The following is a 14,885-nucleotide window of genomic DNA, read 5'->3' as shown; positions in this document are numbered from 1 at the left end:
GGCTCCTGGAACGGTTCCGCGGACGTCGGAGGGTGGTCCGGGTGGCGATGGCCGAGCAGGTCGAGGTCCCGTTGCTGCGCGGGCTGATCGGGCGGGCGCTGCGGCGGCGCCGGCTGGCCCAGCAGCGCACCCTGCGCGACGTCGCGGCGGCGGCGCTGGTGTCGATGCCCTACCTGTCCGAGATCGAACGGGGCCGCAAGGAGGCCTCCTCGGAGATCCTCGCGGCGATCTGTCGCGCGCTCGGCGTGCGCCTGACGGACCTGCTCGACGAGGTACGCCTCGAACTCGCCCGGGTCGAGCCCGAGATCGCCCCCACCGCGCCGGCCACACCGCCGGCCGAGGTCGGCCGGCCGGTCACGGCCCGCCTCGGCGTCGCGCCCCCGAGGCGGAGGTCGCGGCCGTTCGAACCCCGTGCCACCGCCGGCGGCCCCGCCGGGGTGGGCGGCCCGCTCGCGGTGGACGCGGCGGCGGCCTGGGACGGCGACGGCCCCACCGCCGGTGCGGCGCTCGGCTCCCCGGCGTACCAGCACGGCGTGTCCCCGAACCTGGGGCTCTCGGCCGGGTTCGAGGCGGTGCTCGGCGCCGGCCGCGTCGTCGTCCCGGCCGGCACGCGGGCCGCTCGCCGCTCCTCCCACCGCCTCGCCGCCGGAGCGATCCGCGCCGCCCGCCGCGGTTGCCCCGCGCCGGCCGGCCGGTCCTGCCCACCGGTGGTTCCGCGGCGCCCCGCTGGGCGGGTCGGGCGGACCACCCGGCGGTCAGCCCGGGTCTGCTCGGCAGGCTGACCGTCGAACGCTGTGAGGGGGCATCATGCGATTCCTGGTCATCACCCTGATCGTCCATCGGCCGGACCCGATCACCGGCGTCACGCCGTCCACCCGGGACCGGTTACGCGAGGTGGTCGACAGCGCGGTGCTGGCCGAGGAGCTGGGTTTCGACGGGTTCGGCGTCGGTGAGCGCCACGAACGGCCGTTCATCTCCTCCTCGCCGCCGGTCGTGCTCAGCCACCTCGCGGCCCGCACCTCGCGCATCCGGCTGTTCACCGCGGTGACGACCCTGAGCCTGCTCGACCCGGTGCGCGCCTACGAGGACTACGCCACCCTCGACAACCTCTCCGACGGCCGCCTCGAGCTGATCATCGGCAAGGGCAACGGCACGGCGCAGCGGGAGCTGTTCAACGTCACTCCCGAGGACCAGTGGGAGCGCAACGCCGAGTCCTATGAGCTGTTCCGGCGGATCTGGCGGCAGGACACGATCACCGCGCAGCCGCGGTACCGGCCCGCGCTGCACGAGGCCGAGGTCTGGCCCCGCCCGTTCCAGCAGCCGATCCGGGTCTGGCACGGCAGCGCCACCAGCCGCGAGTCGGTCGACCTCGCCGCCCGCTACGGCGACCCGCTGTTCTCCGCCAACGTCACCAACCCGATCGAGCCCTACGCCGAGCTGGTCCACTACTACCGGCAGCGCTGGGCGGAGTACGGCCACGACCCGGCGCTGGCCGCGGTCGGCGCCGGCACGGCCGGTTTCCACGTGGCGCCTCGCTCCCAGGACGCCGTCGCCGCCTACGCGCCCGTGTTCGCCGGGCAGCTCGCCTTCCAGCGTTCGATGGGGATGGAGCCGGTGTTCCCGACGCTCGAGGACTTCATCGAACGCAGCTCCGCGCTGATCGGCAGCCCCCAGCAGATCATCGACAAGGTGCACCGCTACCACGAGCAGTTCGGCCACAGCGTGCTGCACCTGCACGCCGAGGCCGGCGGCCTGCCCGCCGCCGAGCACCGGGCGAGCCTGGAACTGTTCCAGTCCGAGGTGGCCCCGGCGCTGCGCCGCAGCATCCCCGACCCGCCGTGGCCGTGGGCACCGGCCCGGCCCGAGGCCGCCGAGCCCGCGTCCGCAGGCTGACCAGCCTCCCGCGGCAGATACAGCCACAGCTCCGGCTGCCTGCCGTCGAGCTGCGGTGGAGGTCCACGCTGCTGGCACCAGAAGCGTTTCAGGTGAACGCGCTACGTAATCAGAAACCGGTGGCCCGGTGATCCGGCCTGGTGGAATTATCAGCGGCCGGATCACCGGGGTGAGGGTCAGGCGGCGCCGGAGATGCGGCGGGAGGAGGACTTGCGGCTGGTGATGACGTCGTCGATCAGGCCGTAGTCCCGAGCCTCGGCGGCGCCGAAGATCTTGTCGCGTTCGGTGTCGCGGCGGATCTCGGTCTCGCTGCGGCCGGTGTGCCGGGCGAGCAGGGTCTCCTGCAGGGCGCGCACCCGCAGGATCTCGCGGGCCTGGATCTCCAGGTCGCTGGACTGGCCCTCCCCCTGCGCCGACGGCTGGTGGATCAGGATCCGGCTGTTGGCCAGCGCGAACCGCTTGCCCGGCGCTCCGGCCGCCAGCAGCACCGCCGCCGCCGACGCCGCCTGCCCCATGCAGATCGTCGAGATGTCCGGCCGCACGAACTGCATCGTGTCGTAGATCGCCGTCAACGACGTGAACGACCCACCCGGCGAGTTGATGTAGATCGAGATGTCCCGGTCCGGATCCTCCGACTCCAGGAACAGCAGCTGCGCCATCACGTCGTTCGCCGACACATCGTCGATCTGCACGCCGAGGAAGACGATCCGCTCCTTGAGCAGCTTCGAGTACGGATCCATCGAGTACTCGCCGCGCGACGTCCGCTCCACGATGTTGGGCAGCACATGGCGGGCGGCGCTCACCGGGCGCTCCCCGCCGGGCCGAAGCCGGTGCGGCCGGCCGCGCGGCGCGGGCCGATCCCGGCGCCGCCGACGCCGCTGGGCACCTGGTCGGCCCGTTCGACGACGTGGTCGACCAGCCCGTAGTCGCGGGCCTCCTCGGCGGTGAACCACCGGTCGCGGTCGGAGTCGGCCTCGATCTGCTCGACGGTCTGCCCGCTGTGGAAGGCGATGCGCTGCTGCAGCGTCCGCTTCGTGTACAGCATCTGCTCGGCCTGGATGGAGATGTCCGCGGCCGTGCCGCCGATGCCGCCGTGCGGCTGGTGCATCATGATCCGCGCGTGCGGGAGGGCGTACCGCTTGCCGGCGGCACCGGCGCAGAGCAGGAACTGGCCCATCGAACCGGCGAAGCCGAGCGCGACGGTGGCCACGTCGTTGCCGATGTACTGCATCGTGTCGTAGATCGCCATGCCGGCGCTCACCGAACCGCCCGGCGAGTTGATGTAGAGGTGGATGTCGGAGGTCGGGTCCTCGGCGGCGAGCAGCAGCAGCTTCGCGCTGATCGCGTTGGCGACGGCGTCCTCCACCACGGCGCCGAGGAAGACGATGCGGTTCTCCAGCAGCCGGCCGAACACCTGGTCGTCGCCGGTGGCGGCGCCGGTGGCGGCCTGGGCGACCGGGCGACGCGGCCGGCCGATACCGGGCCCCGCGTACGCCGCCGATATGTCGATCATGGGACGTGTCCTCCCGCCGGCCGGGTCGGGACTCGTCGCGCACGACGAGGGGCCGGCCCTTCCAGGGTCACCGGGAAAGCCGCTCGGCGGACCGGCGGTCTGCCCGCGGCAGATCTGCTCATGGCAGACAGGCCGCGGCGCCCGGCCCCCACGCCGGCCGGCGTGGCATGCGTGGCCGGCGTGGCACGCGCCCCGGGCGTCAGCGGTCGTCGCCGCCGAGCGGGTCGTCGAGGAAGTCGAGGAAGGAGTCGTCCAGGTCGGGCCGACCGCCGCCGAATCCCGAGGCCGGACCGCCGGCGTCGCGCGCCGGCCCGTCCGCGTCGCCGTCGGTCCGCAACGACCGGGCCGTGTCGTCCCGCAGACCGATCATGAAGTCCTCGGCAAGGCGCACCTGCTCCTGCAGCGAGGCGAGCTTCTCCTCGGCCAGGCTGACCCAGGTCTGCAGCCGGTCGTGCAGCTCCGCGCGGAGCTGGGGAGACAGTCCCGGCTGCGCGATCCGCTCACGCAGCGTGAGCAGCGAGCGCATCTCCTCCACCGTGAAACCAAGCGGCTTCATCTTCTTGATCAGAAAGAATCGATCGAGAGCGTCATCGTCATAGAGCGGAAAACCGCCCGCCGAGCGGCCCACGGCGACAAGAAGGCCTGCCTCCTCGTAGAACCTGGCGGTACGCAGGGACAAGGTCACCAGAGTGGCGACGTCGCCGATCTCGTAGCGCCCGTCGCGGGCGTCGGCGGAAGACCTGGCGCTGCTGGTTGTGGACAATTCAACCCTTATCAGGTGAGCATGGCGGCTGGTGTTCAGATATCTAGCGTCTACGCGTCGGCTATCCGCGGCTACAGACAAGCGGTAAAGATCTGGTAATCGCTGCCGGACCGCGGGTCCACGGCGATTCCGGCTCGCCGCGGCCGCGGCCGGGCACCCCGGAACCAGGGCGGGACGGAGGACCGGGTCGGCACAGCCTCCGAACCCCCCCGGCAGCGGGGCGACGCGGGATACACCAGAGCCTGCTCCATCACTTACCGTAGCTGGCGGGCTCGGCGGGTCAACGTGCCCCACGCGGCTACCGTAGCCGGTGACCTGGCATGACACGCCCGCACTCGCCCACCGGGCGGACAACCACCTAGCAGTCTGTCACGCCGATCGGTCCGCGTCGCCGTGCAGGCCGATGACGAAGTCCTCGGCGACACCGGCCTGTTGGCGCAGAGTGGCGAGCTTCTCCTCGGCCAGCACGACCCAGGTGCGCAGCAGCTCGCGCAGCTCGGCCCGGCGGGCATCGGAGATCTTCGGGTCGGACAGCTCATCGCGGACGGACAGCAGCGAGCGCATCTCCTCGAGGGTGAACCCGAGGGATTTCATCTTCTTGATGACCAACAGCCGGTCGACAGCCGCGTCGCCGTAAAGACGGAAACCGCCGGGCGTGCGGCCGGCGATGGTGAGCAGCCCGGCCTCCTCGTAGTACCGCACCGTGCGCAACGAGAGCCCGACCCGCTCGGCCACCTCACCTATCTGATACGTGGTTCCGCGGGCCGCGCGGAACGCGGATGGATCGCGACGCGTCGTGGACAAGGTGACCCTAACGTTAGTGGCTCGACGCCGGGAGCAAGGCTGATAACACACGACTCTACGACGTTCCGGACAGCGAGCCGATACGGGTCGCTTCGGCTCACCGTGCGCCCCCGGACGGACGACCGGCCGACCCGGTCTGCGGAGGCGACGTCCAGGCCGGCCGTGCCGCCGGCCGTGCGGGCCCGCCTCGAACACCGCCGCGACCGCCGTCACCCGCGCCACCGGCCCGCATCGGTCGACGCGGGGATCGCGAACGGGCAATCTCTTCCTCGGGGCCGAGCTCTGCGGCGAGGCCGAGCCCGGACGCCGCCCGTCGCGGGCATCATCATCGGCAGGATCCGGCCGCCGGGCCGGTGGAGCGAGGAGAGCGTTGTGCTGACCAGGATCGACCACGTCGGGATCGCGGTGGCTTCGCTGGCCGAGGCGATTCCGCGCTACGAGGAGGCGTTCGGCCTCAAGGTCGTGCACCAGGAGGACAACGACCGCCAGGGCGTGCGCGAGGCGATGCTGCTGGTGCACAGCGGCGAGGTCGGCAACTCCTACGTCCAGCTGCTCGAGCCGCTGCGCGAGGACAGCCCGGTAGGGAAGTTCCTGGCCAAGCGAGGACCCGGCATCCACCACATCGCCTACGGCGTGGCTGACATCGACAGCGCCCTGGCCGCGCTGACCACCACCGGCTTCGACCTGGTCAACAAGACGCCCGTGCACGGCACCGCCGGCAGCCGGATCGCGTTCATCCACCCCAAGGGGCTCGGCGGGGTGCTGACCGAGCTGGTCGAGGCCGCCGAGGGCCACTGAGTCGACGCACCCGCGCAAGGCACCGTCCCACATGCCGCGCGGCGGGAGCCCGGTGGGACAGGAGCGCGAGACGACAGGGAGGAGCAGCGGGTGCGGATCGTGATTGCGGGTGCGCACGGCCGGATAGCCCGAGGGCTGAGCCACCGGCTGCGCGGGCAGGACGCGACGGTGATCGGGCTGATCCGCAACCCGGACCAGCGCGACGACGTGCGCGCGGCGGGCGCCGAGCCGGTCGTCGCCGACCTGGAGTCGATCGACGCCGCGACGCTGGCGCAGCACGTGCGTGGCGCGGACGCCGTCGTCTTTGCGGCGGGCGCGGGACCGGGCAGCGGCGCGGCCCGCAAGGACACCGTCGACCGTGCCGGCGCGGTGCTGCTCGCCGACGCGGCGCAGCTCGCCGGGGTACGTCGCTACCTGCTGGTCTCCTCGGTCGGGGTCGATGGGCCGCCGCCGCCGGGCACGGACACGGTCTTCGCGGCCTACCTGCGGGCCAAGGCCGCGGCCGAGGAGACGATCCGCGGCCGCGATCTGGACTGGACCATCGTGCGCCCGGGCCGGCTGACCGACGACGACCCGACCGGCCGGGTGCGACTCGCCCCGGGGGTGGACCGCGGCGCGATTGCCCGCGAGGACGTGGCCGCGGTGCTCGCCGCGCTGCTCACCGCACCCGGCACAGCCGGGATCACGGCCGGGCTGGTCAGCGGCGAGACGCCGGTGGCGCGGGCCGTCACGGAGCTCACCTCCGCCTGACCCGCGCGCCGCGCCTCGGGACAGTCGCCGGCACCGGCGCGTCCGGCTTGCCCTCTCCCGTGTCTTTCCAGAGGCTTTCGTGTCCGATTCGTCCCTCTGGAAAGGCCGGGCCGCCGCCGGACGGCACCCGCGGGCTGCCGCCCCGCGGGTGCCGGAGAACGGTCAGCGGCGGCTCGCCGGGGCGGAGAAGGCTGCGCTCGGGATCGGGTCGAGCGGCGTCACCGAGCGGCCGTTCCACTGGTAGCGGACCGTGGCCCCCCCAGCCGTCGGGCAGCACATCGGATCGCCCGGCTTGTACAGGTCGTACTGCAGGGCCACCACCCGGTCGGTGGACCAGATCCAGCGGATCGTCGCGCTCGGCTGAGGCGAGTCGTAGCCGACGAACGCCCCGCGGTGGAAGAGGAACGCCCGCTGCGGGTGCCCGTCCGCGGAGGTCGAACGCAGCCCGACGATCACGCTGAGGTCGTTGTTCTGGTCGTAGCCGCCGAGAGAGATCGGCGTATAGCCGGCGGCGCGCACGACCGACGACGCCTTAGCGACGCTGAGCGCGGGCGTCCCCACCGCGTTCGGCGCAGCCGAGGCGCTACCGGTGAGCCCGCCTACCAGCACGAGTGCACCGATCAGCACTGAAACGGCAAGTCCGCGACGTAGAGTCATGAGAACCCCCAGGTTCCGTGTTGACCCGACCACGCTAGATGCCCTGTTCGACGGCCGCCGCCCCGGCAGGGCCTATGGGCGGTATGTCGCCCGGTTCGACCGCAATCGCCCGACGGTCGGCGTGCCCCATGTCGGGTGTGTCCCACGCGAGTCGGGAGTCGGCGCCGTCGTCGCCGGGTGGCGGGCTGCCGCGGGGTGTGAGGCTGTCGCGGGGCGCGGGTCAGCGGCCGGGAGGGGCGGCCGGGGCGCGGCCGTGGCGGCGGCGGGCGGCCCAGCTGACCGCGGCCAGCAGCCCGGGCGGGCGCTGGAAGGCGGTCAGCGTCGTGCCGGGCAGCCGCAGGCGCAGCGTGGCCACGGAGCGGGGGCGGACGAACTCGCGCAGCCCCTCGGCCCCGTGCACCCGGCCGAAACCGCTCTCGCCGCTGCCGCCGAAGGGCAGGGCGGGGATCCCGGCGAAGGAGAGCACGGCGTTGACGGACACCATGCCGGCGTCGAGTCGGCGGGCGATCTCGTCGCCGCGACGGCGGGAGAACACCGTCGCGCCCAGCGCGTACGGGGTGCCGTTGGCCAGGGCGACGGCCTCGTCGACGTCGGCGACGGTGCGCACCGTGACCACCGGGCCGAAGGTTTCCTCCTGCACGGCGGGGCTGTCCTCGGGGACGTCGACGAGGACGATCGGGGAGATGAAGGTCCCGCCCACCGCCTCGACGCCGCCGAGCAGGGCCGTCGCGCCGCGGGCCAGCGCGTCGGCGACGTGGCGGCGCACGACGGCGGCCTGGCCGGGCATCGTCATCGGGCCGTAGGAGGCGTCCGGTTCGCCGCCCGGCCGCACGCCGGCCAGGGCCCGGCGGAGCTCGGCGAGGAACGGCTCGGCGACGGCCGCGGTGACGTAGATCCGTTCGACGCCGGCGCAGGTCTGCCCGGCGTTCGACATCGCCCCCCAGGCGGCCGCGTGGGCGGCGGCGACCACGTCGGCGTCGTCGGCGACGATGCACGGATCCTTGCCGCCGCACTCGATGACGACCGGGGTCAGCGACTGCGCGCACGCCGCCATCACCTTGCGGCCGCTGGCCACGGAACCGGTGAAGGCGATCTTGTCGACGCCGGCGGCGCAGAGCGCGGCGCCGGTGGCGCCGAACCCGGTGACCACGCCCAGCACCCCGGTGGGGGCGGCCGGGTTCGCGGCGGCGAAGGCCTCCGCCAGCCGGCTGCCCAGCGCCGATGTGTACTCACTGGGCTTGAACACCACCGGGTTGCCGGCGGCGAGGGCGTAGGCGATCGAGCCGACCGGGGTCAGCAGCGGGTAGTTCCACGGCCCGATCACCCCGACGACCCCGAGGGGGCGGTACTCCACCCGGGCGGTGTGGTTGGCCAGGAACGGGCCGGGCAAAACTCGACGCGTGCGCAGTACCCGCCCGGCGTTGCGGGCCGCCCAGCGGATGTGCTCCAGGGTGAGCAGGAGTTCGATGCGGGCGTCGGCGGCGGTCTTGCCGTTCTCCGCGTGCAGCAGCTCGACGAGCTCGCCGTCGTGGCGGGCGAGGTGGGCGGCCCAGCGCAGCAGGTGCTCGCGCCGCCCGGCGGCGCCGAGCCCGGCCCACCAGGGAGCGGCTGCGCGGGCCGCCGCCACCGCGGCCGAGACCCGCTGCGGGGAGGCCACCGGGAAGTGGCCCACGACCGCGCCGGTGACCGGGTTCGTGGAGGCGAACGTCGCCTCGGGCGCGCTGACCGTCGCGGCGGCCGGATCAGCCGCACCGCCCGGGGGCGCGCCGGTGCCGGCGCCGACGAGAGGGGTCGGGGCGCCGCTCGCGGCCGGCTGGTCGGGCACGGCCGCCACCTCCGCCCCGGGACCAGCCGCCTCGCCCGGCGAGGTCGTCACAGACTGTCGCACCGCATGCCCCTCAGTGGTCGTCGCGGACCTTCCCTCCTGAAAAACCTCCCCGGGAAAGGATAGGTCGCGCACGGGCCAAGGTCGACCGGCCGGCGTCCCGTGCTGACCGGGTAGGACTACCGGAATTCGTAGGACTGCCGGAACGGGTGGAGGCTGCCGGAACGGTGGGAGCTGCCGGAACGGGTGGGCTACAGGAAGGAGTCCCGGTAAGTGGTGAACCATTCCCGCTGGGCTCGCAGGTCGGCGGTTTCGTCGGCGTAGACGTTGCCGAATGTGGTCACCGCGGCCGGCGGGTCCATGGCGAGGCATTCGCGGCGCAGGTCGGCCGCGGCGTCGTCGGCGCGCTCGCGGACCTCGTCGAACCAGCCGGCGGCCACGTCGGCGGCCAGCAGCAGCCGCAGTCGCTCGATGGGGTCCCGCGCCCGCCAGAGCACGAGCTCCTCGGCCGGCTGGTAGCGGGTCGCGTCGTCGGAGGTGGTGTGCGGCGCCATCCGGTAGGTGTTGGCCTCGATGAGGACCGGGCCGCCCCCGCCGCGGGCATGCTCGAGCGCCCAGGTGGTGACCGCGTGCATGGCGAGCACGTCGTTGCCGTCGACACGCACGCCGGGGAAGCCGAACCCGTCGGCGCGCCGCGCCAGCTGCACCGGCGACTGCCGTCGGGCCGGGGTGGAGATCGCCCACTGGTTGTTCTGGCAGAGGAACACCACCGGCGCGCCGAAGCTCGCCGCCCACACGAACGCCTCGTTGGCGTCGCCCTGGCTCATCGCGCCGTCGCCGAGGTAGACCAGCACGGCGCCGTCGCGGTCCGGATCGCCGGTGCCGACCGTGCCGTCGAGCACCATGCCCAGGCCGTAGCCGACGGCATGCAGGGTCTGCGACGCGAGGACGATCGTGTAGTTGGCCATGCTGTGCTTCGCCACGTCCCAGCCGTCGTGGCTCACCCCGCGCAGCAGGCGGATGACCTCGCCGGCCGGCACCCCCCGGTGCCAGGCGACGGCGTGCTCGCGGTAGCTGGGGAAGACGAAGTCGTGCGGCCGGACCGCCGCCGCGGAACCGACCTGCGCCGCCTCCTGCCCGCGCAGCGGGATCCACAGCACCAGCTCACCCTGCCGCTGCAGGGCCGTGGCCTCCTCGTCCAGGCGGCGCGCCAGCACCATGGACGTGTAGAACTCCCGGCACAGATCGTGGTCGGCGAGGGCGTCGAAGCGCGGGTCGGTGACCCGCGTGCCATCCGGCGCCAGCAGCCGGACGCCGGAGTCGCCCGGCTCCTGCGCCGGGAACGGCGCCGCCGGGGGTGCGGCCGCCACCGGTACCGGTTCCGGTGGCCGCGCCGGTCGCTCCGCAATCAGCTCCGGCCCGCGTACGACATTCATATGAGTACCTCTCCCCCACCGGAGGATCGAAGGACGTCCTACGATCGGAAACCATCGAAAAAAGAGTGGTATACCGGTAAGACAGTACGCGGTCCGGGATCGCCGAGAACATCGGATCGCCTCGATTCATTCACGCCGTACTCCTACCCCGCCGGCCGGCCGGGATTCCAAGGACGTCCTACGATCGGAAACCATCGAGAGAGAAACAGCCCGGTTGTGAACTCACACGAAACTCGAGCGGCCTTACGGCGCCCGCAGGTAAGGAGAATATTTCGGCCGGAGCCCGGCGAGACCTGAGCCTGCGCCCCACCCGCCCCACCCGGGGAGATCCACCCGGAGTCGGCCGGCCGAAAAGGGGGCAGCGCGCTTCTGATCGGCGCGTCCGACCGGTCCGACGGACGCCCGGTGCGGGGCGGACCCCCGGCCGGTCCCGGCGCACAATGGCGGCATGGCAGGCGAGGCAGGACGCGTCCGCGTGGCGTTGGAACGGTCCGGCGGGCTGCTGGGACGGCCGATCCGGCGGGGGCTGGACAGCGCCGACCTGCCCGCGGCGGAGGCGGTCCGGCTGCGCGAGCTGGTGCGCGGGGCGGTCCCCCCGGACGACGGGTCGGGCCGGCGGGCCGGGGGTGCCATGCCGCGGGGTGCGCCGGCCGAACGTGGGCCGGTCGGGGGCGCGGACCGCTTCATCTACACCCTGGAGGTCGACTACGCCCCGGAGGGCGACCAGCAGGGCGAGCGCACCGTGCGGACCTTCTCCGAGCCGGCCCCCGAGGAACTGCGGCCGCTGCTGGCCCTGCTGCGGGTCGCCCCCCTGCTGCCGGCCCGTGGCCGCGACACGCTGCGCTGACCCGCCGGCCGGCCGCGGGGGCGCCGGTCCGCCCCCCGCCGGGCCTGCTCGGGCCTGCTCGGGCCTGCTCGTCCGCATCACCGGCCGCGCCCGGCGGCCACCCTGGTGCGCCGGGCCTCGCCCGCCAGGGCCCGGCGCCGGAAAATCATTCGCCGGACGGCGGTGAAGCAGGCATCCTGAACAGGCGGAGCGGAACGGTCTCGATTCGGATTTCCGGACCGGGCCGGCACGTCCGCCGAAGTCGGCGGCGGGCACGTGAACCGGGGCCTGGATTCTTGCAGCCAGATTTCCGCGGCTGGTGGGATCCGCCCCCGGCCAGCTTGTTCCCAACCGTCCGGCGACGGACCGGCGCGGGAGCTCCCGGTGCGAGGTCCTGATTCCGGAGCGCCCGCGAAATTTCCGGCCGACGGGCAGAATGTCTTCGGTCGGCAAGAAGTGAACAGCACGGACCACACCCTCCGTCGAGAGTAGGAACCAACCGATGAGCCCCGTCGCGACGCTCGGCGCAGCGGCGCATCCGATCTGGCTGTGGACCCGGCCCGAGGAGGTCGAGAGCGCCGCGCTGGACCAGCTTCGCAATGTCGCGTCCCTGCCCTACATCCATCACCATGTCGCGGTGATGCCCGACGTGCACCTCGGCTACGGCGCCACGGTCGGCTCCGTGATCGCCCTGCGCGACGCAGTCTCCCCCGCCGCCGTCGGGGTCGACATCGGCTGCGGGATGGCCGCGGCGCGGACCAACCTCACCGCGGCCGATCTGCCCGATGACCTGGGTCCGCTGCGGGCCGCGCTGGAGGCGGCCGTCCCGGTCGGGATGACCGGCCACCCGGAGCCGACCGCGCGGGCCCGGCGCCAGGACGATCTGTGGAACACGTTCGGCGCGCTGCATCCCCGCGTCGCCGGGCGGCTGGCGAGGGCGATGAACCAGCTGGGCACCCTCGGCTCGGGCAACCACTTCCTCGAGGTGTGCCTGGACACCGACGACGCCGTCTGGATCATGCTGCACTCCGGTTCGCGCAACGTCGGCAAGGAACTCGCCGAGGCCCACATCCGCGTCGCCAAGCAGCTCGAGCACAACGCCGGCCTGGCCGACCGCGATCTCGCCGTGTTCCTCGCCGGCACCCCCGAGATGGCCGCCTACCGCCATGACCTGGACTGGGCGCAGACGTACGCTCGGCGCAACCGGGACCTGATGCTCGCCGCGGCCGTCGAGGCGCTGCGCGGCCCGCTGCCCGGGCTGCGCGTGCCCACCCCGCCGGCCGACGGCCCGCACGCCGGCGACCGCGACTTCGCCTTCGTGAACTGCCACCACAACTACGTCGCCGAGGAGCACCACTTCGGCGCCGATGTGCTCGTCACCCGCAAGGGCGCCATCTCCGCCCGGGAAGGGGAATACGGCATCATCCCCGGTTCGATGGGAACCCGGTCCTACCTGGTGCGCGGACGGGGAAACCCCGACTCGTTCCATTCCGCCAGCCACGGTGCCGGCCGCACGATGAGCCGCAACCGGGCCCGGCGGACGTTCACCGTCGACGACCTCGCCGCCCAGACCCGCGGCGTGGAATGCCGCAAGGACGCCGGCGTCCTCGACGAGATCCCCGCGGCGTACAAGGACATCGACACCGTCCTCGCCCGCCAGAGCGACCTCGTCGAGATCGTCGCTACGCTGCGCGCGGTGCTCTGCGTGAAGGGCTGAACTCCACGCCCCCTGCGCGGGGGCCGTCGGATTCGGACGGCGGCCCCCGCGACCTCAACGGACGCTCCCCGTGTGGGCGACCCCGACCAGCTCGTCCCCGTCCGGCCATCTCTCCCGCGCAGCCGTCTCCATCCGTCACAGCCGTGCCGACATCAACCGCCGACCCCGTGCCTGGGGTGTCCGGCGAACGATGGACGTGCGTCGGCGGTCTCGCCCGCGGCGATGAGGACGGCTCGTCATCGGTGACGTCATCGGTGACGATGTCGGTTTCCCGCCCCCACCGCGCCGGACGATACCGACCGGCGTCCATCCCGGATTATCGGTGGCCGCCGTCGGGTAGGAGAATGCCGGCTGATCCCAACGACAGCTGACCGGCTCGATGGCGTCCGCATGCGTTGCTGGGGGTCGTGATGATTTCTCGCCACCGAGCCGTCCGGCTCACAGTTGCAGGATTGATCGGCGCCTTTGTGATGGTCGGCGCCAATCAGCCGGGCCTGTCCTTGCCGACGGCATCGCCCACGCCGCCGACGCAGGGTCAGCCGCTTCGCGACCCGCCGCAATACGTGAGCAGGGACGGGGTCCTGCGGGTCCGTATCGTCGTGGAGCGGCGCCAGGTCGAGCTGGCCGGCCGCCGGCTGTGGGCGCTGACCTACAACGGCCTGTACATGCCGCCGACGCTGCGGTTCCGTCCGGGTGACCGGCTGGATGTGACGATGGTGAACCGCGTCCATCCCTACACGAACCTGCACGTCCACGGGCTGCACGTGTCGCCGGCCGGAAACTCCGACAACGTCTTCATCCACATCCATCCGGGCGAGACGTATCATTACGTTTACCAGTTTCCCCGGACCTTGACTCCAGGGACCTACTGGTACCATTCCCACGGTCATCCGCATGCCGCGTCGCAGGTCGCCGCAGGCATGTCGGGAATCATCATCGTCGACGGGCTGCAACGGTATCTGCCACCGGATCTCCGTCACATCACCGAGCACGTCGTCGCGCTGAAGGACTTCCAGGTCCAGGGCGACTCGATCCGGACCGAGGACCTGCACATCGGAGGGGCCACGAACCGTACGGTCAACGGCCAGCTGAACCCGACCATCCAGATCCGGCCGGGCGAGACCCAGCTGTGGCGGCTGGCCAACATCAGCGCCAACATCTACTACCGGCTGCGGCTGCCAGGACAGCGGTTCCACGTGATCACGCAGGACGCGAGCCCCGTCACCCGGGTCTGGTCCGCGGATTCCCTCGTCATCCCCGCTGGCGCCCGCTATGACGTGCTCGTGCAGGGCGGCCCGGCCGGCCGCACCGCATTGGAAACCCTCGCCTACGACACCGGACCGGCGGGCAACAGTTTCCCCCGGCAGACCCTCGCCACCGTCGTCTCCAGCGGCCCGGCGATACGACCGGCGGCGTTGCCCACCACCTTCGCCCCAAGACCGGCAGTGGACCTGAGTCGCGCTCCGATCGCCGCGCGGCACACCCTCGTCTTCTCGGAGAACAGCGCCGGAACCCAGTTCTACATAAACGGCCGGACCTTCGACGAAAATCGGGTCGACGTCCGCTCCAGGCTCAACACAGTGGAAGAGTGGACCGTCCGCAACGACTCCGACGAGCAGCACTCCTTCCACGTTCACACCAATCGCTTCCGAGTGATGAGTATCAACGGCAAGCCGTACAACGCGCTGAGCCTGCAGGACACCGTGAACCTCCCCGCCAGGGGAGAGGCCGTCGTGCGGATCCACTTCACCGACTTCACCGGGAAGACGGTCCTGCACTGCCATATCCTCAACCACGAGGACATGGGCATGATGGCCGTCCTGCAAATCGTGAAATGAACCGCGGCGCGGTGACCTTGCCCGACGAAGGACCGACGCGAGTCCGCCGACGGCAGGCGATGGCG

At 72.4% G+C, this 14,885-nt stretch carries 14 protein-coding genes; 7 read left to right on the top strand and 7 right to left on the bottom strand.

All coding sequences use genetic code 11. From position 1 onward, the window contains the following. Positions 1-47: 47 nt before the first annotated feature. Both FRAQA3DRAFT_RS31185 and FRAQA3DRAFT_RS03185 read left to right on the top strand, forming a co-directional pair. On the top strand, positions 48-782 hold the full coding sequence (locus FRAQA3DRAFT_RS31185; RefSeq protein ID WP_083873721.1) for a helix-turn-helix domain-containing protein: 735 nt from the start codon (positions 48-50) through the stop codon (positions 780-782). Between the two features lie 25 nt (positions 783-807). Then, entirely contained in the window at positions 808-1,893 is a 1,086-nt protein-coding gene (locus FRAQA3DRAFT_RS03185) for an LLM class flavin-dependent oxidoreductase (RefSeq protein ID WP_009737630.1), read from the top strand. A gap of 176 nt (positions 1,894-2,069) precedes the next feature. Here FRAQA3DRAFT_RS03185 and FRAQA3DRAFT_RS03180 read toward each other — a convergent pair whose 3' ends face one another. From FRAQA3DRAFT_RS03180 to FRAQA3DRAFT_RS03165, 4 genes are all read right to left on the bottom strand, one after another. Beyond that, complete coding sequence (locus FRAQA3DRAFT_RS03180) at positions 2,070-2,696, bottom strand: ATP-dependent Clp protease proteolytic subunit (RefSeq protein WP_009737629.1); 627 nt, start codon at positions 2,694-2,696, stop codon at positions 2,070-2,072. Then, positions 2,693-3,406: an ATP-dependent Clp protease proteolytic subunit gene (locus FRAQA3DRAFT_RS03175; protein ID WP_009737628.1), complete on the bottom strand. Its 714-nt coding sequence runs from the start codon at positions 3,404-3,406 to the stop codon at positions 2,693-2,695. The genes FRAQA3DRAFT_RS03180 and FRAQA3DRAFT_RS03175 overlap by 4 nt, the downstream gene beginning before the upstream one ends. 199 nt (positions 3,407-3,605) lie before the next feature. Further along, complete coding sequence (locus FRAQA3DRAFT_RS03170) at positions 3,606-4,169, bottom strand: MerR family transcriptional regulator (protein WP_009737627.1); 564 nt, start codon at positions 4,167-4,169, stop codon at positions 3,606-3,608. 369 nt (positions 4,170-4,538) lie between these two features. Further along, the gene (locus FRAQA3DRAFT_RS03165; RefSeq protein WP_009737626.1) at positions 4,539-4,973 is read right to left on the bottom strand and encodes a MerR family transcriptional regulator; all 435 of its coding nucleotides are present in this window, start codon (positions 4,971-4,973) and stop codon (positions 4,539-4,541) included. Positions 4,974-5,345: 372 nt separating this feature from the next. Here FRAQA3DRAFT_RS03165 and mce point away from each other — a divergent pair, with 372 nt between their 5' ends. After that, positions 5,346-5,771, top strand: coding sequence for a methylmalonyl-CoA epimerase (gene mce, locus FRAQA3DRAFT_RS03160; RefSeq protein ID WP_009737625.1), 426 nt, complete (start codon positions 5,346-5,348; stop codon positions 5,769-5,771). Between the two features lie 90 nt (positions 5,772-5,861). Then, positions 5,862-6,521 carry an NAD(P)H-binding protein gene (locus tag FRAQA3DRAFT_RS03155; RefSeq protein ID WP_009737624.1) on the top strand — a complete coding sequence of 220 codons (660 nt, stop codon included), beginning with the start codon at positions 5,862-5,864 and terminating at the stop codon, positions 6,519-6,521. Positions 6,522-6,683: 162 nt separating this feature from the next. On the opposite strand, the gene FRAQA3DRAFT_RS03150 is transcribed toward FRAQA3DRAFT_RS03155, so the two are convergent. The 3 genes from FRAQA3DRAFT_RS03150 to FRAQA3DRAFT_RS03140 all read right to left on the bottom strand — a co-directional run bounded on the left by FRAQA3DRAFT_RS03150 (position 6,684) and on the right by FRAQA3DRAFT_RS03140 (position 10,439). Then, positions 6,684-7,148: an LppP/LprE family lipoprotein gene (locus FRAQA3DRAFT_RS03150; RefSeq protein WP_232291895.1), complete on the bottom strand. Its 465-nt coding sequence runs from the start codon at positions 7,146-7,148 to the stop codon at positions 6,684-6,686. A 250-nt stretch (positions 7,149-7,398) separates the two neighbouring features. Next, positions 7,399-9,003, bottom strand: coding sequence for an aldehyde dehydrogenase family protein (locus FRAQA3DRAFT_RS03145; protein WP_009737622.1), 1,605 nt, complete (start codon positions 9,001-9,003; stop codon positions 7,399-7,401). Between the two features lie 251 nt (positions 9,004-9,254). Beyond that, the gene (locus FRAQA3DRAFT_RS03140) at positions 9,255-10,439 is read right to left on the bottom strand and encodes a thiamine pyrophosphate-dependent enzyme (protein ID WP_009737621.1); all 1,185 of its coding nucleotides are present in this window, start codon (positions 10,437-10,439) and stop codon (positions 9,255-9,257) included. Between the two features lie 448 nt (positions 10,440-10,887). Between FRAQA3DRAFT_RS03140 and FRAQA3DRAFT_RS03135 the strand changes: the two genes are divergently transcribed. The 3 genes from FRAQA3DRAFT_RS03135 to FRAQA3DRAFT_RS03125 all read left to right on the top strand — a co-directional run bounded on the left by FRAQA3DRAFT_RS03135 (position 10,888) and on the right by FRAQA3DRAFT_RS03125 (position 14,820). Next, positions 10,888-11,286 carry a protealysin inhibitor emfourin gene (locus FRAQA3DRAFT_RS03135; protein ID WP_063820778.1) on the top strand — a complete coding sequence of 133 codons (399 nt, stop codon included), beginning with the start codon at positions 10,888-10,890 and terminating at the stop codon, positions 11,284-11,286. 481 nt (positions 11,287-11,767) lie between these two features. Then, positions 11,768-12,982: an RtcB family protein gene (locus FRAQA3DRAFT_RS03130; protein WP_009737619.1), complete on the top strand. Its 1,215-nt coding sequence runs from the start codon at positions 11,768-11,770 to the stop codon at positions 12,980-12,982. 563 nt (positions 12,983-13,545) lie between these two features. Then, positions 13,546-14,820: a multicopper oxidase family protein gene (locus FRAQA3DRAFT_RS03125; protein WP_232291894.1), complete on the top strand. Its 1,275-nt coding sequence runs from the start codon at positions 13,546-13,548 to the stop codon at positions 14,818-14,820. Positions 14,821-14,885 lie beyond the last annotated feature (65 nt).

Source organism: Frankia sp. QA3 (genome assembly GCF_000262465.1).
GTDB lineage: Bacteria > Actinomycetota > Actinomycetes > Frankiales > Frankiaceae > Frankia.
The sequence above is the reverse complement of the archived record's forward strand: the minus strand, read 5'-3'. Positions and strand labels throughout refer to the sequence as shown.

Excerpts from the sequence above, each read along its gene's own strand:
- FRAQA3DRAFT_RS03140 (WP_009737621.1), bottom strand. The coding sequence starts at position 10,439 with ATGAATGTCGTACGCGGGCCGGAGCTGATTGCGGAGCGACCGGCGCGG.
- FRAQA3DRAFT_RS31185 (WP_083873721.1), top strand. The coding sequence starts at position 48 with ATGGCCGAGCAGGTCGAGGTCCCGTTGCTGCGCGGGCTGATCGGGCGG.
- FRAQA3DRAFT_RS03185 (WP_009737630.1), top strand. The coding sequence starts at position 808 with ATGCGATTCCTGGTCATCACCCTGATCGTCCATCGGCCGGACCCGATC.
- FRAQA3DRAFT_RS03175 (WP_009737628.1), bottom strand. The coding sequence starts at position 3,406 with ATGATCGACATATCGGCGGCGTACGCGGGGCCCGGTATCGGCCGGCCG.
- FRAQA3DRAFT_RS03130 (WP_009737619.1), top strand. The coding sequence starts at position 11,768 with ATGAGCCCCGTCGCGACGCTCGGCGCAGCGGCGCATCCGATCTGGCTG.
- FRAQA3DRAFT_RS03135 (WP_063820778.1), top strand. The coding sequence starts at position 10,888 with ATGGCAGGCGAGGCAGGACGCGTCCGCGTGGCGTTGGAACGGTCCGGC.